This is a genomic window from Dechloromonas denitrificans, from assembly GCF_020510665.1.
GTDB classification, from domain to species: Bacteria; Pseudomonadota; Gammaproteobacteria; order Burkholderiales; family Rhodocyclaceae; genus Azonexus; species Azonexus denitrificans_B.
In genome coordinates this window covers 800,954-824,598 of sequence record NZ_CP075187.1, presented here as the reverse complement: position 1 = coordinate 824,598, position 23,645 = coordinate 800,954, and the positions used below count along the sequence as shown (strand labels likewise).

Annotated in this window: 19 protein-coding genes; 9 read left to right on the top strand and 10 right to left on the bottom strand. The window is 61.6% G+C overall.

Annotated features, from left to right (window positions below):
- Nucleotides 1–17 precede the first annotated feature (17 nt).
- From KI614_RS03845 to KI614_RS03825, 5 genes are all read right to left on the bottom strand, one after another.
- Nucleotides 18–800, bottom strand: a complete 783-nt coding sequence (locus KI614_RS03845; RefSeq protein ID WP_226408008.1) for a type IV pili methyl-accepting chemotaxis transducer N-terminal domain-containing protein — start codon at nt 798–800, stop codon at nt 18–20.
- 98 nt (nt 801–898) lie between these two features.
- On the bottom strand, nt 899–1,519 hold the full coding sequence (locus tag KI614_RS03840; protein WP_226408006.1) for a c-type cytochrome: 621 nt from the start codon (nt 1,517–1,519) through the stop codon (nt 899–901).
- Nucleotides 1,520–1,548: 29 nt separating this feature from the next.
- Nucleotides 1,549–2,994, bottom strand: coding sequence for a metalloprotease TldD (tldD, locus tag KI614_RS03835; RefSeq protein ID WP_226408004.1), 1,446 nt, complete (start codon nt 2,992–2,994; stop codon nt 1,549–1,551).
- 10 nt (nt 2,995–3,004) lie between these two features.
- Entirely contained in the window at nt 3,005–3,778 is a 774-nt protein-coding gene (locus KI614_RS03830) for a carbon-nitrogen hydrolase family protein (RefSeq protein ID WP_413464190.1), read from the bottom strand.
- A gap of 32 nt (nt 3,779–3,810) precedes the next feature.
- Nucleotides 3,811–7,689, bottom strand: coding sequence for a YhdP family protein (locus KI614_RS03825; RefSeq protein WP_226408001.1), 3,879 nt, complete (start codon nt 7,687–7,689; stop codon nt 3,811–3,813).
- 102 nt (nt 7,690–7,791) lie between these two features.
- Here KI614_RS03825 and glnE point away from each other — a divergent pair, with 102 nt between their 5' ends.
- Entirely contained in the window at nt 7,792–10,500 is a 2,709-nt protein-coding gene (glnE, locus tag KI614_RS03820) for a bifunctional [glutamate--ammonia ligase]-adenylyl-L-tyrosine phosphorylase/[glutamate--ammonia-ligase] adenylyltransferase (protein WP_226408000.1), read from the top strand.
- Between the two features lie 72 nt (nt 10,501–10,572).
- Here the strand turns inward: glnE and mscL are convergent, their stop codons facing one another.
- Both mscL and KI614_RS03810 read right to left on the bottom strand, forming a co-directional pair.
- Nucleotides 10,573–11,001: a large conductance mechanosensitive channel protein MscL gene (gene mscL, locus KI614_RS03815; RefSeq protein WP_226407999.1), complete on the bottom strand. Its 429-nt coding sequence runs from the start codon at nt 10,999–11,001 to the stop codon at nt 10,573–10,575.
- An 86-nt stretch (nt 11,002–11,087) separates the two neighbouring features.
- Nucleotides 11,088–12,251, bottom strand: coding sequence for a pyridoxal phosphate-dependent aminotransferase (locus KI614_RS03810; RefSeq protein ID WP_226407998.1), 1,164 nt, complete (start codon nt 12,249–12,251; stop codon nt 11,088–11,090).
- A 181-nt stretch (nt 12,252–12,432) separates the two neighbouring features.
- Here KI614_RS03810 and mtnA point away from each other — a divergent pair, with 181 nt between their 5' ends.
- From mtnA to KI614_RS03770, 8 genes are all read left to right on the top strand, one after another.
- A complete protein-coding gene (gene mtnA, locus KI614_RS03805; RefSeq protein ID WP_226407997.1) occupies nt 12,433–13,521 on the top strand; it encodes an S-methyl-5-thioribose-1-phosphate isomerase in 1,089 nt (362 codons plus the stop codon).
- 34 nt (nt 13,522–13,555) lie between these two features.
- A complete protein-coding gene (locus tag KI614_RS03800) occupies nt 13,556–14,143 on the top strand; it encodes a class II aldolase/adducin family protein (protein WP_413464189.1) in 588 nt (195 codons plus the stop codon).
- On the top strand, nt 14,140–15,126 hold the full coding sequence (gene dmeF, locus KI614_RS03795) for a CDF family Co(II)/Ni(II) efflux transporter DmeF (RefSeq protein WP_226407995.1): 987 nt from the start codon (nt 14,140–14,142) through the stop codon (nt 15,124–15,126). The genes KI614_RS03800 and dmeF overlap by 4 nt, the downstream gene beginning before the upstream one ends.
- A complete protein-coding gene (locus KI614_RS03790) occupies nt 15,126–16,163 on the top strand; it encodes an RNA methyltransferase (RefSeq protein ID WP_226407994.1) in 1,038 nt (345 codons plus the stop codon). The genes dmeF and KI614_RS03790 overlap by 1 nt, the downstream gene beginning before the upstream one ends.
- Before the next feature lie 233 nt (nt 16,164–16,396).
- Nucleotides 16,397–18,451 (top strand): TonB-dependent receptor, encoded by a 2,055-nt coding sequence (locus KI614_RS03785; RefSeq protein ID WP_226407993.1) that lies wholly within the window; start codon nt 16,397–16,399, stop codon nt 18,449–18,451.
- Nucleotides 18,452–18,502: 51 nt separating this feature from the next.
- On the top strand, nt 18,503–19,354 hold the full coding sequence (locus tag KI614_RS03780; protein ID WP_226407992.1) for a DUF4198 domain-containing protein: 852 nt from the start codon (nt 18,503–18,505) through the stop codon (nt 19,352–19,354).
- On the top strand, nt 19,347–20,411 hold the full coding sequence (locus KI614_RS03775) for a 4Fe-4S binding protein (RefSeq protein WP_226407991.1): 1,065 nt from the start codon (nt 19,347–19,349) through the stop codon (nt 20,409–20,411). The genes KI614_RS03780 and KI614_RS03775 overlap by 8 nt, the downstream gene beginning before the upstream one ends.
- Nucleotides 20,401–21,150, top strand: a complete 750-nt coding sequence (locus tag KI614_RS03770) for a sulfite exporter TauE/SafE family protein (protein ID WP_226407990.1) — start codon at nt 20,401–20,403, stop codon at nt 21,148–21,150. Before KI614_RS03775 ends, KI614_RS03770 begins: the two co-directional genes overlap by 11 nt.
- Here KI614_RS03770 and KI614_RS03765 read toward each other — a convergent pair whose 3' ends face one another.
- The 3 genes from KI614_RS03765 to KI614_RS03755 are packed head-to-tail and all read right to left on the bottom strand — an operon-like array spanning nt 21,151 to nt 23,617.
- The gene (locus tag KI614_RS03765) at nt 21,151–21,894 is read right to left on the bottom strand and encodes a flagellar brake protein (protein WP_226407989.1); all 744 of its coding nucleotides are present in this window, start codon (nt 21,892–21,894) and stop codon (nt 21,151–21,153) included. It abuts the gene before it with no gap.
- A complete protein-coding gene (locus tag KI614_RS03760) occupies nt 21,891–22,754 on the bottom strand; it encodes an NAD(P)-dependent oxidoreductase (protein ID WP_226407987.1) in 864 nt (287 codons plus the stop codon). Before KI614_RS03760 ends, KI614_RS03765 begins: the two co-directional genes overlap by 4 nt.
- Nucleotides 22,751–23,617, bottom strand: a complete 867-nt coding sequence (locus KI614_RS03755; protein WP_226407985.1) for an NAD(P)-dependent oxidoreductase — start codon at nt 23,615–23,617, stop codon at nt 22,751–22,753. Before KI614_RS03755 ends, KI614_RS03760 begins: the two co-directional genes overlap by 4 nt.
- Nucleotides 23,618–23,645: the final 28 nt, after the last annotated feature.

Sequence of the window (23,645 nt, the reverse complement as noted above, 5' to 3'; positions counted from 1 at the left end):
GCATGGAAGATTCAGGCTTAGTGCGGCAAGCGCTCGTACAAGGTGACCACCGATTCCATTTCTTCGAGGATACGTTCGCTGGTTGTCGCCACCGCGGTCTGCGGGCGATTGTCGGCGCCGCTTTTCTGGCCGAGGGCATTTTCGAAGAAAAACCACTGCTGGCCGACCAACCCAAGCGCGTCCTTGAGCTGCGGCGTGTTGACCGACGAAGCCAGCAATTCGGCTTGCGCATCGGCGAATTCACGCCGTGCCTTGCCCAGCCCGGCCGAGCTATTGGCATCGCCAACCCCCCAGGCCATCGCCTGGTAATACTTGGCCATGCGCTGCGACAACATGCGCTGGCGACCGGAGAGATTGAGCAGGCGACCGGCGGTCGTGCCGGAACGCTTTTCGAGCTGTTCGGTGCCCTGATTGGCCAGCAACAGGACTTCTTCAGACAGGTCAAGCACCTTGCGGCCGTTATCGGGCGAAGACGGCGCGCCGAGCAGGATGTCCTTGTAGGCCAGCCAGGATTTTTCAAGCTTGAGATAGGTCTCGCGTATTTCCGGGGTCGGCGCAAAACCTTTCAATTCAACCAATTGGCGATCAAACAAGGCCACCGAGACATCCAGCGCCTTTTTGCTGCGGTCGACATCGATTTTCTGGCCAATCTGAAAATAAGCCTTGGCAATGCGCTGTGAAAGCATGCGCTGGCGCCCGGCCTTGTTGATGGCTGAATTGATATCGCTGATCTGGGCCATCGCCTCGGGTGAGGGAAGGCAAAGCAGGCATGCCAGGAAGAGGCCAAGCAGATATTTCACAATGAATCCATCGGAAAAATGCGATGTGCCAGCTTATCGGCGGATGTAACATATTTGCCATGATCTGCATCAACCGTGCCTGATGCGACACAATCAAATCAAGGAAGCTGGGTCAGGTAATGGGCGATGGCAACGATGTCTTCGTTCTTCAGCGGCGCCGTCGCGATCGACATCAACTGGTTGTTGCGCACCCCGGTCTGGTCACGATAGCGCGCGATCGACGTCTGCAGATAAGGTAGCTTCTGGCCGGCCAGTCGAGGATAGGCATCGTTGCCATGCGCCTGCTCACCATGACAGCGAACGCACAATTTGTCGAACAAGCCCTTGCCGCGGGCAACCTGAACCGGATCGGCCGACGAGGGACGAACGCTGACCCCGGCGTAATACAAGGTGATCTGGAGGCGCTCATCGTCCTTGAGCACCTTGATCAGGCCCTGCATGAAGGGATCCTTGCGTTCGCCACTGCCGAACTTGCGAATCTGCTCCAGCAGGTAAGCCGGATTTTGCCCGGCCAGATTGGGGACTTCCGGCGACTTGCTGATGCCGTCTTCACCATGGCAATTGGCACAGAAAAACGACGCTTTCTTGCCGGCTTCGACGGCCTGCTTGAGGGCAGCCGGGTCTGCCGAAACTGATTTCAGGCGCTCTTGCAGCGCCGGCTGGGCATGCGCCATACCGCTTGCGGCCAAGATTCCCAGCACATAAAACCAAGACCGCATGACACCAACCCCTTCAAAATGACTACATATTATGCCGTACCACCCACCGTCAGTCCATCAATACGCAAGGTCGGCTGACCGACACCGACCGGGACGCTCTGGCCATCCTTGCCGCAGGTGCCGACACCGGGATCAAGCTGCAGATCGTTGCCGATCATCGAAATGCGCGTCATCGCATCCGGCCCGTTGCCGATCAGCGTCGCCCCCTTGATCGGGCGCGTCACCTTGCCGTCCTCAATCAGGTAGGCCTCGCTCATCGAGAAAACAAACTTGCCGCTCGTGATATCGACCTGCCCGCCACCGAAATTGGCCGCGTAGATGCCCTTCTTGACCGACTTGATGATTTCCTGCGGGTCGTGCTCGCCGGCCAGCATCATGGTGTTGGTCATGCGCGGCAGCGGCAGGTGGGCGAAGGATTCGCGCCGGCCGTTACCGGTCGGGGCAACGCCCATCAGACGGGCATTCAGGCTGTCCTGCATGTAGCCCTTGAGAATGCCGTCTTCGATCAGCACGGTGCGCTGCGTGGTATTGCCTTCATCGTCGATATTCAAGGAACCACGGCGATCGGCAATAGTGCCGTCATCGATCACGGTAACGCCCTTGGCCGCAACGCGCTGGCCAACCCGGCCGCTGAACGCCGAACTGCCCTTGCGATTGAAATCACCTTCCAGGCCGTGGCCGACCGCTTCGTGCAGCAGGATGCCGGGCCAACCGGAACCGAGTACAACGGTCATCTGGCCGGCCGGCGCCGCTTCGGCGTGCAGGTTGATGACGGCCTGATGAACCGCTTCCTTGGCGTAGCGCTGGAGCACTTCGTCGTCAAAATAGGCAAAGTCGAAACGACCGCCACCACCGGCGCCGCCCTGCTCGCGCTTGCCGTTTTCCTCGACGATGACCGACACCGAGCAACGGACCAGTGGACGAATATCGGCCGCCAGGCGACCATCCGACCCGGCCACCAGGACAACATCGTATTCACCGGCCAGCGAAGCCATGACTTGAACGACGCGGGAGTCGAGCGCCCGGGCAAAACCTTCGAGCCGTTCGAGCAACTTGACCTTGGCCTCGGCCGGCAAGGAGGCAATCGGATCATTGGGCAAATACAGCGCACGTGCTGCGGTCGACGCCTTGAAAGCCGGCAAAATGCCATTCTGGCCAGCGGCGGCAATCGCCCGCACGGCCACGGCAGCATCATTCAGCGCCAGCGAACTGATGTCGTCCGAGTAGGCAAAGGCCGTTTTTTCGCCGGAGATGGCGCGCACGCCAACGCCCTGATCGATATTGAAACTGCCCGACTTGACGATGCCTTCATCGAGACTCCACGCTTCGGAGCGGGAGTACTGGAAGTAGAGATCGGCGTAATCGACCTGATGCGTCAGAATCTGGCCGAAGGTGCGCGACAAATCACCTTCGTTCAGCGAAAAAGGGGTCAGCAGCAGCGATTCGGCCTGGGCCAGTGCGCTTTGTGAATTCATTGAAGCTCCGTCAGAGAATACGGTGGGCGAGCGCCGGCAGGCTCTCGCGGATTTCGGCAATGCGGGCGTGATCGAGGTCGGCGATAACCACGCCCGGCCCCTTCACCTTGCGGTCGAGGATTTCGCCCCAGGGATCGACAATCATGCTGTTGCCGTGGGTCATTCGGCCATTTTCATGCTGGCCGCCCTGTCCGACCGCGAGCAGGTAGCATTGGTTCTCGATGGCGCGGGCGCGCAGCAGGATTTCCCAGTGCGCCCGGCCGGTCGTATCGGTGAAGGCGGCCGGCATCAGGATCAGGTCGACCGGCCCGAGCGAGCGGTACAGCTCGGGAAAACGCAGGTCGTAGCAGATCGACAGCGCGATGCGGCCAAACGGCGTATCGACCGCGACCGGCGTATCGCCCGGTTCGATGAAGGCCGATTCGTTATACGCCTCGGCCCCCTTCTTGAAGCCGAACAGGTGAATTTTGTCGTAGCGCGCGACGCAATCGCCGCCATCGTTGAAAACCAGCGTGCTGTTGCGCATCTGGTGCGGCTGCGTCGCGGTCAACGGGATGGAACCGGCAATAATCCAGACATCGTGCCGCGCCGCCGTGGCCGCCAGCCAGTCCTGCACCGGGCCGTTGCCGAACTGTTCGCGCGCCCGTACCCGGTCCGCGTCGGCCGCGCCGATAATCGGAAAATACTCCGGCAGCGCAACCAGCTGCGCACCTTGATCGACTGCCTCGGCAACCAGGCGCCCGGCCACTTCCAGGTTATCGGCCACACGCGGCCCGGAAACCATCTGTAATGCAGCGATCCGGCAATTTTTCTTGATCACGGCTTGTTTCCCTCTTCAGCGGATGATTTGACCTCGGGGGCAGGTTCTCCGGCCTTATCGACCAGCGGATCGCTCCAGCTGCCGGTGACATGATAACGGTAGCTGAACAGGCGATTGAGCGGCTTTTGCAGCACGGTATTGGCAACCAATGCCGCCGCGCCGACCACCGGATTGACCAGCGCCGCCGCCCCGACCGCCGCCAGGCCGCCCAGCTCGGGACGCACGACAACCTGCAAATCCTGCGTTTCGGCCCGCAGATCGGTTTCGCCGCGCATTTCGATCTGCGCAGCCGGACCGGAAATACGCAAAGGTTCAGTCGTCCGCATGATGCCCTTGCGCACCGACAGGCTGCCCTCGATGCTGTCGAAAGCCAGCCCGTCACTGAAAATATCGCGGAAATCTAGCGTCAGGCGACGCGGCAGCGATTGCAGCGAAATCAGCCCGAGCAACTTGCCGACGCCCGGTTCCAGCTTGTTGAACTGCCCTTTTTCAGCCAGCACATTCAACTGACCGGTCAGCGACGGGTAATGGATAGCCGTCAGCGGCCCGCTCCACTGCAGGTCGCCGCTCAGCTTCGCTGTTCCCCGGCGAACAGCATCGACATAGCCAAGACGGGCAAGCAACTTGCCCGCATCGGCCGCATTCAGTTCAAAATTCATCCGCGTCTGGTGGCGCCCGGTATTCAGCCAGGTCGCCCGCCCCTTGAGGCTGCCGTCCGGATTGTGCAGGCTGAAGTTATCGAGATTCCAGGCCCCCTTGTCGTTACGCGCCCGCAACTCCAGCTTGCCCAAGGCCTTTTCGCCGATGTAGAAGTCGTCGACCGCAAGATTCATCCCGGGCAGCGAGTTAACCAGTTCGCTGTGTGCATCGCCGCCCTCACTGGCGGGGCGGATGACCAGGCGCTTGAAACTGCCCTCGACCCAGCCTTCACCGGCGCTGCGCCAGAAAATATCGCCGACCGCATCGCGCGTACTCAGGCCGATCTGCCAGCCGCCATCACGCGGTCTCAGGGTGCTTTCAACCTGGCTGTAATCACGTCCGAACAAATGCAGGCGCGGCGTTTTCAGGGTCAGCAGACTGAGCGCCAGCCCGCCTCCCGACGTGTTTTCCTGAGCCGAGCCGGCCGGGATGAAGTTTTTCCAGGCATCGGCATCGATCTGCGGCGCAGCGACACGCACCGCCAGTCCCTTTTCTGGCAGACGCAAATCGGCCTCGCCCACGGCAAAGACCCCGCGCTCCCAATTCCCCTGGCGGCGCACCATCAGCCCCTGAGCCACCTTGCCCAGGACGATCCGGTATTGCTCGCGCGTGGCATCTGGCGCACTGCGTTCGATGCGCAAGGGCAAGGCTGTCGTCGCATTCTTGTTGAGCGGATCGGGCAAGGGGGAGCTGACGCCCAGCAAGTCGGACTCGATGACGAAATCGGCATTCCGCTTGCGGATCGCGATATCGGCCTTCCAGCCGGCGCTGCCGGTCAGATGCTCCATCAGCGGAAAGCCGAAATGTCGATGCACCTCAGCCACATTGGCCGTTCCGCTCGCCACGACCCCCACCTTGTCGCCGGCACTTTTGACATTGACCTTGATCGGCCCGCCAAAAACCTTGCCGACAATATCCTGCGCCGCCACCGTATTTTCGGTCAGCACCAGGCGACCATTGACCTGGGTGATCGGCGGCAATGCGGCAAGCGGCTCAAGCACGTTGTTCTGGAAGCGATAATCGCCGCGCATCTTGGTATCGAGCGCATGGCGCAAGGGAATATCGAGTTCCAGATTGAGCCGGCCGCTGCCCGTGGCCTTCATGCCATCGGTGAAATGGTCGATGGTCGCCGCCACCGGGCTGCGCTCGATGAATTTGAAGAATTCGCTGGTCGGCCCCTGCGCCACACCGCGCACCAGCAGCATTTCTTCGTGCGATTCGAAATCGGGCAACTCGACCGTCACCGCCGACAGCTTGGCCCCCAGGATAGCGCCCTTGTCGGCTTCGATTTTCATGCCAACACCGAAAGTCATGTTGGCGTCGATATTCTCGATCGTCGGCCAGCCAGCCACGTAATCAACCTTGGCATCGGCCGCCTTGGCGGTGACGATGAACTGGCCCTTGCTGGCATCGCGGAAGGGGAAATCCCTGAGGTTGCCCTTGAGCACCAGGCGGCCATCGTAGCCACGTCCGGCGACAATGCCGCGCCGAATCCAGTTGCGCGCTTCGGCATTGACGGCGTGCGGCATGTAACGCCAGACCGCCCGGCCATCGGCGCGGTCGACTGTTGCCAGCAGGTCGATTTCACCCGGACCGTCACCGCTATAACGGTAAGTGCCGCGCGCCGAACCGGCGGCCTCGGGGCCGGCGAAGTCGAGCTTCTCCAGCTTGATATCGACCGCGTCGGCGCTTGTTTTCCAGTTCAGGCGAGCTTTCAGGCTATCCAGCGCGATATCCGGTACGGGAAACACCGCGGGCAACGACAGGCCGGACGTTCCCGCATCGAAACTGAGTTCGCCGCCCTTTTCAGTCAGATCGAGTTTGCCGGTAATGCCCGAAGCTCCGGGCACATAACCATCAGCCCGGATGCCCATTTCGCTGAACGCGGCCTTGAGGGCATAGCGCTTGAGTTCCTCGCCCTCCAGGCCCCAACTGGCGCGCAACTCGGCAATCCGCCCTTGTGGCTGGTGCTTTTGCAACAACTCGCGACTGCGCGCATCGAGCGGCATGTAGGCCGCCAAGCGGGCGAGAATCGAGAGATCAAGAAAACTGGCACTGGCATTGCCGTTGACCGCAGCAGTCTGGGTATTCTGGCGCAGCTCGACCTGGAAATCGGTCGGGGCGATGCGCAGGCCATCCAGCGTCAGCAGTTCAACCTTGCGCCCGGCCAGCATCCACTGATCCGCCTTGTAGCGTCCTTCGAAGCGACCGCGCAGGCTGGCCAGATCGAGTTCGGGCAATTTCTTGCCGAGCCGGACGCGCAACTCTTCAAGCGCCACGTCGGCCGTTACCTTGCCATCGCCCTCGGCCAGATCGCCCCAGACGCGAATTGCGCCGCGGCCTTGCGGCAGGTGCACCGGGTAATCGACCCATTTTTGCCAGCCGGCCAGATCGGCATAATCCAGCTCGACAAATATCTTGCCCTTGAGCAATTCGAGCGCCTCGCCGAGATCGCCACGCACCTCGCCACGAATGTCGATGCGCGCCGCCAGTTCGGCCGGTGGAGCGGCAGACAGCCCGAAGCGATGGCGCCGACCGCTGTTGTCCAGCCCGAACTGCAAGTCCTCCAGCGCCAGCGGCGGCGCCTTGCGCAGGCGATCTTCCCAGACGATGCTGGCATTGCGGATGCGAATATGCTTTTGCTGCAGCACCCACTCGGCAAAAGCCGGATCGCTCTCGCCTTCGGTATCCAGCCCGGCCACGGTGATCTTGCCGCTGGTTTCGCGCCGGACATGCAGCACCGGCCGTTCGAAAGCCAGCAGATCAAGGCGTATCTGCAAACGCCACAAACTTTCCCAAGACAACACGCTCTCGACGCTGGCCAGTGAAAAAGCCGGCACGCCATTGCGATCGAGCAGCAGCACGTCATTCAACACAAGATCGGGATTCAGCCCTTCCCAGCGCGCCTCGATACGGCCGATGCGCACCGGCTGGCCGATGGCGCGGCTGGCCGCAGCCTCGATTTGCGGCTGGTAGGCCGCCACATTCGGCAGGACGGCATAGCGCAAGGCAAGGATCAGTGCTGCGAAAACCAGCCAGGCAGCGAACAGCAGCCAACCGAGCAGACGCACTGCCGGATGGGCCAGCACGGGCCATAACCAGTGCAGCCGATGGTAGACCGCGGCACGCACTTGCTGATGCGACGCTGCGCAGGCGCGAGCGCTTTCGCTATTCACGCGTCAAACCGTTTTGCCAGAATGGGTAATAGATCACTACAATCAAAAATTCGGTAAAACCCGCATTCTATCCTTTTCGGCCGACCTGCCGATTGAGCAATCATGGACAACACACTCGACCCACGCTGGCAAGCCGCCCTGGCTCACAGCCGTTACCTGGCCAATCAGCTTCAGGCGAACCCCGGCCTGATTCCGGAACTGGCTGCCACCTGGCTTGCCCCACTCTCCGAAGACCTGCTGCTGGCGCCGCTCAAGCAGGATTTCACCGATGACGATGCGGTCAAGGCGGCACTGCGCCGACTGCGCCACCGCGCCATGTGTCACATTGCGCTGCGCGACCTGTGCGGCCTGGCGCCGCTCGGTGAAATTGTCGAAAGCATGACCATGCTGGCCGACGTGACGACCAACTTCGCGCTCGACCATTACCACCGCCAGCTCGTCGCCACCTACGGCGAACCACTCGACAAGGCCGGCCAGCCGCAGCGCCTGCTGATCATCGGCATGGGCAAGCTGGGCGGGCGCGAGCTGAATGTCTCGTCCGACGTCGATTACATCTTCATCTACCCGGAAGAAGGCGACACCGCCGGCCCGAAGAGCATCGAGAACTACGATTTCTTCACCCGTCTCGGCAAGCGGGTGATTGCCGCACTCGGCGAACTGACGGCGAACGGCCAGGTATTCCGCGTCGACATGCGCCTGCGCCCGAATGGCGACTCCGGTCCGCTGGTCTGCTCGCTCGATGCGCTGGAGAACTATTTCATCACCCAGGGCCGCGAGTGGGAACGCTACGCCTGGATCAAGTCGCGCGTCATGAACGCCGGCCCGAATGCCGACGGTGCGGCGCTCGGCGAATGGATGGCGGCGCTGCGCCGCATTTCCCGCCCCTTCGTCTTCCGCAAATACCTCGATTTCGGCGCGATCAACGCCATGCGCGACCTGCACGCCCAGATTCGCCGCGAAGTGGCGCGCAAGGACATGGCCGACCACGTCAAGCTCGGCCCCGGCGGGATTCGTGAAATCGAATTCATGGCCCAGGTCTTCCAGCTGATTCGCGGCGGACGCGATCCCGGCCTGCAAATCCGCCCGACGCTTTCCGTGCTCAAATTGCTCGTCGACCGCAAGCTTCTCCCGGCCGAAACCGAAATCGAGCTGCGCGAAGCCTATGTTTTCCTTCGTCGCCTCGAACATCGCCTGCAATACGTCGAAGACAAGCAGACACACATGCTGCCGACCGATCCGGCCGGCCAGGCCAGCGTCGCGCAGAGCATGAATTTCGCGGACTGGGCGAGCATGCTGGCCGAGCTGAACGCCCACCGCAACAAGGTCAGCAAGCATTTCGAAGCCGTTTTTTCCGACCCGGAAGCCGGCGAACACCCGCTAACCGGCTTGTGGATGAGCCAGCTCGACGAAGACACGGCGATCGAAGCTTTCGGCAATCTCGGCTTCCGCCGTCCGAAAGACGCCATCGCCCGGCTTGCCGAACTGCGCGACTCCAGTCGCTACCAGCAATTGCCGAGCACCAATCGCTCACGCATCGATGCCGTCGGCCCGCGCCTGATCGAAGCAGCCGGCGCGACGAACGACCCCGACACCACCCTGGTTCGTGGCCTGAATTTCCTTGAAAGCATCGCCCGGCGCGGCTCTTACCTGGCCTTGCTGCAGCAATACCCGATGGCCCTGCGCCGCGTCGCCGACATGATCTGCGCCTCCAGCTGGGCAACCGAGTATCTCAACCGTTACCCGCTGCTACTCGACGAACTGCTCGACCCCCGGCTTTACGAAATCGCCACCGACTGGGCCGGCTTCCGCGAATCGCTGCGCCGCACGCTGGCCGACCATGCCGGTGATACCGAGCGCGAGATGGATATCCTGCGCGAAGTGCATCACGCCCAGGTTTTCCGGCTGCTCGCCCAGGATCTGGCCGGGCTGCAGACCATCGAACATCTCTCCGACCACCTGACCGAACTGGCCGACACGCTGGTTCAGGAAACCCTGCCGCTGTGCTGGAACACGATCAAGAAACGGCATTGCGAGGCACCGAAATTTGCCGTGATCGGCTATGGCAAGATGGGCGGCAAGGAACTCGGCTACGCTTCCGACCTCGACATGGTTTACCTGTTCGAAGACGACGATCAGGATGCAGGCGAAAACTACGCCCGACTCGGCCAGCGTCTGAATTCGTGGCTATCGAGCCAGACATCGGCCGGCATCCTGTTTGAAACCGACCTGCGCCTGCGCCCGAACGGTGATTCTGGCCTGCTCGCTGTCTCGGTCGACGCCTTCCGCGACTATCAATTGAAAAATGCCTGGGTCTGGGAGCATCAGGCGCTCACCCGCGCCCGTTTCTGCGCCGGCGACCCGGCGGTTGGCGCCCGCTTCGAAGCGATCCGCACCGAAATCCTGCGCCAGCCGCGCGATCTGGGCACGCTGAAGGCCGAAGTCATCGCCATGCGCCAGAAAATGGCCGATGCCCACGCCTCGCACAGCGAAACCGAATTCGACCTGAAACACGACAGCGGCGGCATTATCGATGTCGAGTTCATCGTGCAATATCTGATTCTCGGCCACGCCCATCAGCACGCCAGCCTGACCGGCAATCTCGGCAATATCGCCCTGCTCAGGATGGCCGCCGAGCTCGGCCTGATCGATGCCGGGCAAGCCGACGCGGCGGGCAATGCCTATCGCGAATATCGCCGCCTGCAACACGCCAAGCGACTGAGCGCCACGCCAGCCGCCCGGATCGAGTGCGAGCCGATCGAAAAACACATTGCTGCGGTCAACCTGCTGTGGAAGGCGGTTTTCGGGGCGTAAACCGACGGCGACCGAAAGTGCAGACGTAAAAAAAGCCGCTCGAAAGCGGCTTTTTTCTTGGGCGGAAGAAATTTATTTCTTCAGCGAATCGCGGATTTCACGCAGCAGCGTGATGTCTTCCGGCGTCGGGGCGGGTGCGGCATCGGCAGCGGGTGCGGCCGGCGTACGCAGGCGGTTCATCTGCTTGATCATGATGAAGATGATGAAGGCCAGGATGATGAAGTTAACCAGGATGGTCAGGAAGGAGCCGTAGGCAAAAACCGGGATGCCGGCTTTCTTGATTTCGGCCAGCGCCATCAGGTTGTTCGGGTTGTCGCCGAGCACGATGAAAAGGTTGGAAAAATCCAGCTTGCCGACAATGCGGCTGACCAGCGGCATGATCAGATCGCCGACGATGGAGTCGACAATCTTGCCGAAGGCGCCACCGATGATCACGCCGACGGCGAGATCCATGGCGTTGCCCTTGACTGCAAATTCCTTGAATTCCTGAAGCATGCTCATACGGGTTCCTCTGTTGAATGTTATGTAATGGCGGGATTATTCTCGGCGGCCCCGACCAGCGTCAAGGCGCCACTCATAATTTAACGCTACTTCACAAATGCTTTACATAGGCGATCGGCCGCGGCCAGAAGGGTTTCCTCCTTTTTGGCGAAGCAAAAACGGACGACACGATCGTCGCGGCCATCTGAATAAAAGACCGAGACCGGGATCACGGCGACGCCGACTTCGCGCGTCATCCATTCGGCAAAGGCGCGATCGGGCAAATCGGAGATCGCGTTGTAACGCGCCAGCTGGAAATAGGTGCCGCGACAGGGCAGCAGTTCGAAAGGTGTTTCAGCCATCAATTTGCGGAAGAAATCACGCTTTTCCTGATAAAAATCGGCCAAACCGAGGTGCCGGGAAGCATCCTGCATGTATTCCGCCAAACCCAGTTGCGATGGGGTGTGGACGGTGAAGACATTGAACTGGTGCACCTTGCGGAATTCGGCCATCAGTTCGGCCGGGCTGACGACGTAACCGATTTTCCAGCCGGTGATGTGGTAGGTCTTGCCGAAGCTGGAAACGATGATGCTGCGCTCGGCCAGTTCGGGATGGGCGCAAAGGCTGGCGTGTTTTTCGCCATCGAACAGGATGTGTTCGTAAACTTCGTCGGAGAGCACGACGATATTCGTGCCACGCAGCAATTCGGCCAGTTTGTCGAGGTCGACCGCACTCAGCAGGCTACCGGTCGGGTTGTGCGGCGAGTTGAGCACGATCATCCGCGTCCTCGGCGTGATCAGCTGCGCCACCTGATTCCAGTCCGGCGTGTAGTCGGGAAACTGCAAACGGGCATAAACCGCCTTGCCGCCGACCGTTTCAATCGCCGGCACGTAGCTGTCGTAGACCGGATCGAAGACGATGACCTCATCGCCCGGTCGGACAAAGGCGGCAATCGCCGTAAAAAGGGCCTGCGTCGCCCCGGCCGTCACCGTCACCTCGGACTCGACGTCGTAGCGCGGACCGTACAGCGCAGCGACCTTGTCTGAAATGGCCTGGCGCAACTCCGGCATACCGGCCATCGGCGCGTACTGGTTGCGGCCCTGGCGCATATGCTTGTGCACCGCGTCGAACAGCGCCGGATCGGCCTGAAAATCCGGAAAGCCCTGCGACAGGTTGACCGCGCCGCACTCGGCGGCCATGCGGCTCATCACGGTGAAGATGGTCGTGCCCATCTGCGGGAAACGGGAGTCGATCTGGAGGGAGGTTTGCATGCTGCGGTCCACGGTCGGAAAGGGGCAAATCTTGCGGCATCCGGCGTCATTCAACAAGTCTCGGCCCGCCCCAGCGGCGAAGCGATGGCGTGAAATTGCAAGCAACACTTCCTAGGCCGGGCCGGGACCGGCAAAATGTCGGCTGTGGCGAAATTTCGCCTGAATCAATCCCACGGCAAACATGAACATCAACGGCATTCCGACCCGCACCCTGCGCGCCCATCCCGAACAGCGCGTCATCGACATCATCGACCAAACGCGGTTGCCGCATGCGCTGCATTGGGTTCGCCTCACGACGCTGGCCGAGGCGGCACACGCCATCCGCGCCATGCAGGTACGCGGTGCACCACTGATCGGTGCAACGGCGGCTTACGGGCTGGCCATCGCGCTCGGCACGACGGCTGACGATACCCATCTGGCCAGCGCAGCAGCCGTACTGCGGTCGACCCGGCCGACAGCGGTCAATCTGCACTGGGCGCTGGCGCGCATGGAAAAAGTCCTGCGCACCGTCCCGCCCGAACTGCGCTGCGCTGCTGCCTGGGCCGAAGCCGAAGCGATCGCCGAGGAAGATGTCGCCCAGAATGCGGCCATCGGCCAGCACGGCCTGAAATTGTGGAATGACTTGATCGTCGCCGACGGCCAGACACTGAACATCATGACCCACTGCAACGCCGGCTGGCTGGCCACCGTCGACTGGGGCACCGCCCTGTCACCGGTCTACGCCGCGCACGATGCCGGGGTACCGGTTCATGTCTGGGTCTCGGAAACCCGGCCGCGCAACCAGGGGCTGCTCACCGCCTGGGAACTGGAACAACACGGCGTGCCGCACACGCTGATTGCCGACAACGCCGCCGGCTTGCTGATGCGCAGCGGCAAAGTCGATGCGGTGATCGTTGGCGCCGACCGTATCGCCGCCAACGGCGATGTGGCCAACAAGGTCGGCACTTACCTGAAAGCCCTCGCCTGCGCCGACAACGGCATTCCCTTCTACGTTGCTGCGCCGCGCTCGACGCTCGATTTTGCCTGTGCCGACGGCGCCGACATCCCGATCGAAGAGCGCGACGGCGATGAATTCCGTCTGGTTCACGGTCTCGACCAACACGGCCAGCCCGCCGCCCTGCGGCAATTGCCGGCCGGCGAGGATGTCGCCAACCCGGCCTTCGACGTGACCCCCAACTGGCTGGTCAAGGCGATCATCACCGAACGCGGCGTCTGCCCGGCCAGCCAGGCCGGACTGCTCGCACTCTATCCGGAAGAAGCCGGTGTCTGACCCGCGCCAGCAACTGATCGCCACCGCCTGCGCCATGGGTCCGGCCGGCCTGAATCGCGGCACCTCCGGCAATGTCAGCGTGCGCAGCGGCGACGGTTTTTACATCACGCCGACCGGGATGCGCTACGAGCAACTGCTCGCCGATGATATTCCGCTGATGGCGCTCGACGGTTCGCATCAGGGACGGCGCAAGCCCTCCTCCGAATGGCGCTTTCACCGCGACCTTTACGCCGCGCGCCCGGAAGTCGGCGCCGCGCTGCACGCCCATTCGCCGTTTGCCGTCAGCCTGGCCTGCCTGCGCGCCGACATTCCGCCCTTCCATTACATGATTGCCCGTTTCGGCGGCAACACCATCCGCTGCGCCGATTACGCCATTTTCGGCTCGGAAGCCCTGTCGACCGCAGCAATGGCCGCCATGCACCAGCGTAAGGCCTGCCTGCTGGCCAATCACGGCATGCTGGTGGCCGGCCGCGATCTCGACGAAGCCCTGGCGCTGGCCGGCGAACTCGAAGAGCTTTGCGAACAATACTGGCGCGCCTGCCAGCTTGGCCAACCGATCCTTTTGTCCGACGACGAAATGAACGCCGTGCTGCAGCAATTCGCCACTTACGGACAACAATGAAACACGATCTTTCCCGCTGGCTGCACGACCACCAATTCAGCCAGGGCAACGCCGCAGCCGAACGCAGTACACGCATCGTGATGTGGATCACCATCGCCACCATGCTGCTCGAAATCGTCGCCGGCTGGTGGTTCAACTCGATGGCTCTGCTTGCCGACGGCTGGCACATGAGTTCGCACGCACTGGCCATCGGCCTGGCTGCCTTTGCCTACGGCGCGGCGCGCAAATACGCCAACGACCCGAGCTTCGCCTTCGGCACCTGGAAAATCGAGATCCTGGCCAGCTACACCAGCGCCATCGCCCTGCTCGGCGTCGCCGGCCTGATGGTGGCCGGCTCGCTCGAACGCCTGTGGTCGCCGCAAACCATCCACTACCCGGAAGCAATTGCCGTCGCCGTACTCGGTCTTGCGGTCAACCTCGCCTGTGCGCTGATTCTCGGCCACTCGCACGAGCATCACGATCATGGTCATGGCCACGATCACCACCACGGCCATGACCACGCACACGACCACCACCATCACGAAGACCTCAACCTCAAGGCCGCCTACATCCACGTCATCACCGACGCAGCCACCTCGGTACTGGCCATCGTCGCGCTGCTCGGCGGCTGGTTCTACGGCTGGGACTGGCTCGATCCAGCGATGGGTCTGGTCGGCGCCGTACTCGTCGCACTGTGGGCCAAGAACCTGCTGCTCCAGTCCGGCCGCGTACTGCTCGACCGCGAGATGGACCACCCGGTTGTCGAGGAAATCCGTGAGGTGATCGCCAGCCTGCCGGCTGCCGGCCAGACCGAACTGACCGACCTGCACGTCTGGCGCGTCGGTAACGGCGCTTATGCCTGCGCGCTCAGCGTGCTGACCCACGACACCAGCTTGCAGGCGCTGGACATCCGCCAGCAACTCGCCATCCACGAAGAAATCGTGCATGCGACCATCGAAATCCACCGCTGCGACACCTGCGGCGAAATTCCCGCCCAAGCCTGATGCGCATCGAAGAAATCCGCCAGCAGCTGCGTGCGGCCGGCGCCAAATCCTGCCATGAAGAGCGCGTGCTGCGTGCCTGGACCCAGTTGGTCGGCCTCGATACCCGGCACCGCAAGGCCGAGGATTTCCTGCCGCTGGCCGTACGCAATCTGCTGCCGGCACTGACCGCACAACTCGACGGTCTGGTCCGCCTGCGCTCCGAACACCCCGGCGAGGATGGTTCGGCCCGCCTGCTCGTCGAACTGGCCGATGGCCAGACCGTTGAAAGCGTACTGCTGCCGCGCGACGGGCTGTGCGTTTCCACCCAGGTCGGTTGCGCCGTCGGCTGCCTGTTCTGCATGACCGGCCAGGAAGGTTTGCTGCGCCAGGTCGGCAGCGCCGAAATTGTTGCCCAGGTGGTTCTCGCCCGACGCATGCGCAAGATCAGCCGGGTCGTTTTCATGGGCATGGGCGAGCCGTCGCACAATCTCGACAACGTGATGGAAGCGATTGAAACGCTCGGCACCTCGGCCGGCATCGGTCACAAGAACCTGGTTTTCTCGACGGTTGGCGACCACCGTGCCTTCGAGCGTCTGCCGCAAGGCCCGGTCAAGCCGGCGCTGGCCCTGTCATTGCACACGACCAAGGCCGATCTGCGCGCCAGACTGCTGCCCAAGGCGCCGCGCATAGCCCCCGAGGAACTGGTCGAACTGGGCGAGCAATACGCCCGCGCCACCGGCTACCCGATCCAGTATCAATGGACGCTGCTGGCCGGCGTCAATGACAGCGATGAGGAACTGGAGGGCATCATTCGTCTGCTCAAGGGCAAGTACGCGATGATGAATTTCATCCCCTACAACAGCAACGAAGGCTTGGGCTTCGAGCGCCCGTCGGCGGCACGCGCCGGTGAAATGGCCGGACGCCTGCACCAGAGCGGCATCCTGGCCCGCCTGCGCGACTCGGCCGGTCAGGATGTCGATGGCGGCTGCGGGCAACTGCGGGCGCGCGCTTCAAGCAAGCCGATCCGGATTCATGCGCCGAAAGCCCCGCACAAATAGTTTCCCCTGCGCAATGGTAGCCCCCACACCGAATAAAACCTGAGCCTGCTGCGTACATAAAAACAAGCCAGCTCAAAATCTCGCCGACAGGTAGATTTTTATATCTCCCCAAACTAATGTGACAATTTGTCGCGCGGCAATATGCCACATTGTGGGCAAAAGCCACAAAAACTAGACTCCGGGCCGATTATTTCAAGTTTTGCTTGAAATCCGCATTCATACCCGAGGTCATCATGTTTCCCCTTTCACCTGTTAACAGACAGCTTTCGCTGGTCTTTGCGCTCAGTTTCCCATTGGCCATCCAGGCCGCAGAAAACAATCCCCTGCTCTCAGAAATGGTTGTTACAGCCACCAAAACCGAGCGCAGCATCAAGGATATTTCGTCTGCCGTAACGGTGATTGACAAGGAACGCATCGAGAAGTCTGGAGCCACCACGGTCGACCAGGTATTGCAAGGCGTCCCCGGCGTTTACGCGGCCCGCATGGATGCTTCTTCACCGAACCGTATCGCCCAGACCTACTCGCGCGGCCTGCCTGGCAATGGCCGGACACTGGTTCTGGTCGATGGCATTCCGATGAATGTCCAATATGACAGCCAGGTTGACTGGTCGCAGCTCGGCACCATTGATGTCGAACGGATTGAAGTCGTACGCGGCGCCGGCTCTGCGCTGTATGGCAACCATGCCATGGGCGGCGTGATCAACGTCATTTCCAAGGTGCCTGCACCGGGCATGCACGGTCGCGTTGAGGCGGATTACGGCAGCCTGGACACCAAACGCGGCGCCGGTGTGGTGTCGTATCGCGGGGAAAGCAGCGGATTCGCGCTTTCCGCCAGCTATCTGGAAAGCGATGGCTACAACATGTGGCGCCCGGATACCTCGACATCGAGCACACCGCTCTCCCAACGCGCCAAGACGGGGACAGAAAAGACCAATGTCGGCGCAAAATTCTTTCACGAAATCAATAACGCCAACCTGCTCGATTTCAATTTCTCCTACCTGCGCGACGTCACCACCGGCCTCTACAACATCCCCGACTACAACGCCCAGGATCGTCAACAATATCTGGGCTCAGCGCGTTACCGCCACTTCGGTGAGTCATCGGAAACCACCGTCGTACTCTACAGCCGGATTGGCCAGATGGATGCCGACAGTGCCAATGCCCCGAACGCCACCAGCCCCGATGTCTCAGCCCCCGGCACACCGGCGGCCAGCCGGATTGCCTACAGCGGCAACTTCGATGACCGCGAAACCGGCTTCCACGCCCAGAGCAGCCACCGTCTCGGCCAGCACCAGAAGCTGACCTTCGGCGGTGAATATGCCGATGGCGAGATGACCATGACCAACCGCTACCCGGCCGAACCGGGACGCCAGCAAGTCACCAGGGGCAACGTCACGCGTAGCGGCCTGTTCATTCAGGATGAACTGACTTTCGGCGGCCTGAACCTGAACCTGGCCGGACGCTGGGATAACTGGAAGACAAGCGGCAGTTTCCGCGACACGAAGACCTCCTTCCCGAATCAGGGCACCTGGACCGAACGTTCTGAAACCGCTTTTTTGCCCAAAGGCGGCATCAGTTACCGCTTGCTGGACGACTTGATCGCACGCGGATCGATCGGCAAGTCGTTCAACTCCCCCGACGTTTCTCAGTTGTACGGCAACAGCCGTCGCGGAACGACCGTCGCTTATGGCAATCCTCTGCTTGAGCCGGAAAAAGCCACCTCACGCGATGTTGGCCTTGACTACTATTTCGGCAAGACCGCCTACGCAAAATCGACCTATTACTACACGACGGCGGAAGATTTCATCTCGACCATTCAACGCGCAGGCTCGCCGGCCGGCACCACAGACAAGGTGAACTATGGCGGCGTGCGGGCGCGCGGATTCGAATTTGAAGGCATGTTGCGCGCCACCGAATGGGCCACGCTTTACGCCAGCTACACCAAGAATGACTCGATCATTACCAAATACGACCAGAACCGCAGCCTCGAAGGCAAGCAACTGACCAATGTTCCCCAGCATCAGGCCTACCTGAGAGCAGACCTCAGCCTTCCCTTCGGCCTGACCGCTTTCGGGGTCGCCAACTATGTTGGCACTCGCTACTCGAACGAAGCAAACACGACCGTTTATAAAGGCTACACGACCTTCGATGCCGGCCTGAGCAAGACGCTGACCAAAGACGTCAGCCTGCGCCTGACCCTGATCAACCTTGGCGATAAAAAATACGAAGGTATCGGCTACATAGCACCGGGCTTCACCGTCAGTAGCGGCCTGATCGCCAAATTCTGATCTCGCGGGGAGGAAGCAATGCGGTCAACACCAGTACAACAGCAAAATTCCATGGGGAAAGCCGCTTTCCTCCTCGGACTATCGATGTTCGTCAGCAACGCCTACAGCCATGGCGAATCACACGCCCCCAACGCGGCGACGCGCAACGATAGCAGGCCGGCCAGCGAAACTTTCTGGACCGCCCTGCCCGCTATTTCGCCGGGTGGCGGTCGCCCCGAACGCGGCCAGGCGAGCCTGGTAGCACGCAACCTGAGCGCCCCTGAACTGCTGGTCTACAGCCCGAACGATCCCGAATTGCCGGCAAAGCTGACGCCTGAAAACAATCGCTGGCTAGTCAGCCCGTCCAGCCCGGACAAAGGCGGACATCACTGGCTCATCGCCCGTGAAGTCCGGGGCAATACCATCGTCACGGCGACCACCGCATGGACTTTCCCGGCCAAAGGCGACGCACCGACCCGTCTGCTCAAGCAGCAACGCTCCGGGCTGGAAATTGTCCCAGACCACATTCCGGAACACGGCGGCATGCGCGAAGGTGAGGATTGGGCCTTTCACGTTCGCTACGATGGCGCCCCACTCGCCGGAACCGGCGTGCGATTCGAAACGGAATCAGGAACCCGGTCACGCGTCATCACCGATGCACAAGGCGTGGCTCATATCGCGTTCCCGCGCGACATCGACCCGGCCGAGATTGATCCTCAAGCCGGTGCGACCCGAACGCGCAAGGGATTTGTCCTGGCGGCCGAACACCAACACGGCGAAACACACCATCTCAGTGCCTTCAATTTTTTCTACTACCCGGATCTGATGCGCGAACGCAGTCTTTCCGGGGGGTTCGGCTTCCTGGCGCTTGGCATATTGCTGGCCCTGCCGCTACTGCGTCGCAAGGAGACCGGACATGCCTGATTTCATCAAAAAAATGCTCCCTAACCTGTCTCGCCTGCGCTTCATCGTTCAGATACTGACGCTATTCATCACCGTCTGGGGAAGCACCGTCGTCGGTTACTACGCCGCCGATAAAATTTCTACGGCGCTCCCTTCCCTTTCCTGCGCTTACGACAAGAGCAACGGAGGCTATTGCGTCCTGATCCCGCTGCAGCACCAGATGCATCACCGAATTGGCGAGTCACTGGTCAAGGCACAGCAGATCACGCAGCGAGTCATCATGCCGACGCTGATCGCACTCGGCACCTTCCTGATTTTCTTTGCGGTACTCGGCAAGGCTTTCTGCGGCTGGGTCTGCCCACTCGGCACGATCCAGGAGTGGATCAACAAAATCGGCCGACGTTTCAATCGCCCGCAACACCTGCTGGACAACAAAACCGCGAAACGGGCACGGCCAGTCAAATGGCTGATCCTGCTCGGGCTGGTTTTTCTTGTCCCGATTCTTGCCGGCATGGGCGTTGCCCCACACTCGATGGGTAATCCATATTGCGATATCTGTCCCTCACGCATCGCCACCACACTGCTGACCGGCGACCCTGAGCAAATTGCGCTCAAGCAAACATCGACCGGCAGCATGATTCTCAGCGCGATTGCCAACATCCTGACCGGCTTCACGCTGATCGGCGCGCTTGCCATGCGCCAGCCGTTCTGCCGGATTTGCCCGATGCTGGCGATGAATGCCACTTTCCGTCATCTGTCGCTGACGAGACTCGTCAAGGTCGAAAACGACAAATGCGACAAGTGCGGCATCTGCACCAAAGCCTGCCCGATGGACATTCCCGAAATACACCATGAGCATGGCCTGAAAGCATTCAGCGAGGACTGCACCCTGTGCGGCCGTTGCGCCGAATTCTGCCCGGACGATGGCATCATCAAAGTGAAATTCGGGCCCTTTGCACTCTTCTCGTCAAGCCGCGACTATTACAAAAATCGGGTCAAGATCGAGTCACCAGAAGGCATGCCTAAACCGATCAAGTTTGTCCGCAAACCAGTCGTGGCGAGCAGCGATGCTGGCTGAAGCTGAAGTTTCGGCATTTTCGGTTTTTCTGCTGGGCCTGTCGCTCGGCCTGACCGCCTGCGCCGTCACCTGCCTGCCCTTCATCGGCACACTGGCCTTTGGCAAAGCAGAAGGTGCCGCGAGCGGCCTGCGTGACACCGCATTCTTTCTCGGCGGCCGGCTCATTTCCTACACCCTGCTTGGCGGACTCGCCGGCTTGCTGGGTGCGTGGTTTGTGCGCGAACTGGCATCCGGCATCGGAAATTTGGTGATTGGCTTAAGCAGCCTGTTTGCTGCGGCATGGCTAAGTTGGCCAAGCCATGCCCGTTGCGGCTCGATCAAGCGCCTGAACGGTCTATCGCCAATACTGCTCGGCATGGGGCTGACCCTGATCCCCTGCGCGCCACTGGCCACCTTGCTGGCAGCGGCCGCACATGGCGGGAGTGCCGCGCACGGCGCCTGGTTCGGGCTGCTTTTCGGCCTCGGGGCGCTACTTACACCAATGCTGGTCCTGATTCCCGCCGCAGCCGGTGTCGGCCGTGTGCTCCGGCAGGAACATGAATGGCTGGTCATCTGGTTGCGCCACGGCGCTGCACTGGTCATGGGGCTGCTCGGTATGCGGCGCATCGACCTGTTCATGCCAGGCAGCGGCGCTGCTCTCCTGGCGATTGCCGGCCTGATCGTATTCTGGAAGTTACTACGTGTGCGCCGGACACAAGCACCGATGCGACGAACCATACATATCAGGCCTGTTTCCTGATCAGCTCAGTTCGTGCCGTTCGTGCTCGACCCGCACGATGTAACGCTGAATCCGGTTCTGATCGGCGAAGGGCAAGTCGTCGAAATTCAGGCCGATACGCCATTGCCGCTGCCCCGAGCGAGCTTCCTGCTCGGTCAGGTGATGCACCGACACGGCCGTAAACAGCGGGCCACTGTCCTCGGGTAGGGTAATCCGGCAATTCTCCATTTTCAGGCCGACGATCAGATCATCGGGTAGCATCGCTGCGGTCAACCCGATCCCCGACACCGAAATGTCGTGGGCCGGCAAATTGAGCAGCGCGCCGCCCGACAAGCGACCGAAAAACTGCAAGGGCTGGACGCGCGGCGTCTCGATGCGAAAATTCTCGCGCCGCTGCAAACGCACCAGCACCTTGGGCAGCGTCACGACAAAGGCCCGGGCGCCCTCGAAATTGACGTCCATCGCCGGGCCGGCCGAAAACTGGACCTGAATGCCGCCGGGCCGCCCGACGAACAGATGCTGCTCGCTCTCGCGGAAGCGACGATTAAGCTCCGGACTTCCGCTGCAATCGAAAACCAACTGTCCCTTGTCCGGCAAAACACCGAGCAGGCGGGTCGGAAACGGTTCGCGCTCCGGGCCGAAAAGAACCGTGAATGGCGTACGTTCGCGACCGAAGCCGAGCAACATGAACTGGATTTCGGTCCGCCCGGTGATATGGAAACGCGCCTCGATTTCCGCTTCGGACAATTGGGCAATCTGGCTCATGCCGGCCCCATCACTTCGAGCACGCGCAACAGCGACGAGGTGTCGTCGCGCCCCCAGCCTTGCGCCATCAAGGCGTTCAATTGCTGGCCGACGGCTGCGGTCAACGCCACCGGAACGCCGCTTTTGCGTGCCGCCTCAAGCACCAGACCGAAATCCTTGTGATGCAGGCGCGCCTCGATGCCAGCCGAAAAATCGCGCCGAACCATACGCTCGCCCATCACATCGAGCACACGCGAAGCCGCCGATCCGCCAGCCAGTGCCTGTTTGACCGCAGCACAATCGACCCCGGAGGCAGCTGCCAGGTGCATGGCTTCGGCGGCGGCCTGAATCGCCGCGACCATGATCATCTGATTGCACGCCTTGGCCACCTGACCGGCGCCATTCGGGCCGACATGGACAATCCGCTGGCCGAGACAGTCGAGCAGCGGACGAACCCGTTCCAGCACCTCGGCCTGGCCACCGGCCATGATCGCCAGCGAGGCGTCGATCGCGCCCTGAACGCCGCCGGACACCGGGGCATCCAGCATCTCGATACCCTTTTCCCGCAGTCCGTCGGCAATCCGGCGCGCTGCATCCGGCGCGATGGTCGAGCAATCGACCAGCACCGAACCGGGCGCCATACCCTCGATCAGCCCGGACTGGCCGAGCGCGACCGATTCGACATCGGCGCTCGACGTGATCACGGTAAACACGACCTCGCAGGCGCGGCCCAATTCGGCCGGTGTGGCGCAGACCGTCGCCGGCAAATCGCCGACCGACTCAGGGCGCCGTGCCCAGACGTGCAAGCCGTGTCCGGCACGCTGCAGATGCAGCGCCATCGGACGCCCCATCACGCCCAGGCCGATGAAACCGACTTTCATGTTTGTCCCGACAGGCTTTCAAGCAATTTGAGCACGGCAATCGAATCTTCCTCGCCGTGGCCGGAGCCGACCATGGCATTGAACATCTGCGCCGTGGCCGCCGACCCCGGCAGGCTGAGGCCCAGTTCATGCGCCGTCTGCATCACGATATTCAAATCCTTTTCATGCATCCAGCTCTTGAAGCCGGGCTTGAAATTGCGGTCCAGCATGCGTTGACCGTGGTTTTCGAGGATTTTCGAGTAGGCAAAACCACCGAGCAGCGCCTCGCGCACCTTGCTGCGGTCGACGCCATTCTTGGAGGCAAAAGCAAAGGCCTCGGCAACGGCCAGCACGCCCATGCCGGTGATGATCTGATTGGCCGCCTTGGTCACTTGTCCGGCGCCGCTTTCGCCGACATGGACGATATTCTTGCCCATGCATTCGAAAGCCGGATGCGCCGTGGCGAAGGCCGCTGCTGAGCCGCCCGCCATGATCGACAAGGTGCCGGCAATGGCCCCGACCTCGCCGCCGGACACCGGGGCATCCATGAAATCGACCCCGGCCGCCGCCAGTTCGGCGTGAATGGCACGCGCCGCAGCCGGTGCGATGGTGCTCATGTCGACCGCAACCAGTCCGGGGCTGGCGCCCTGCGCCACGCTACGCATGACTTCGGCGACGTCCGGGGCATCAGCCACCATTGAAACCAGCAATTCATTGCCACGCGCTGCCTCGGCCGGGCTGGCTGCGGCAATCGCGCCGGCCTCGATCAGGGGCTGCATGGATTCGGCGCGACGCGCCCAGACGGTCACTGTATGACCGCCCTTGATGAGATTGAGCGCCATCGGGCGCCCCATGATGCCAAGGCCGACGAAACCGATTTTCATGCTGGACTCCGAGTCAGTGAGGCTCGAA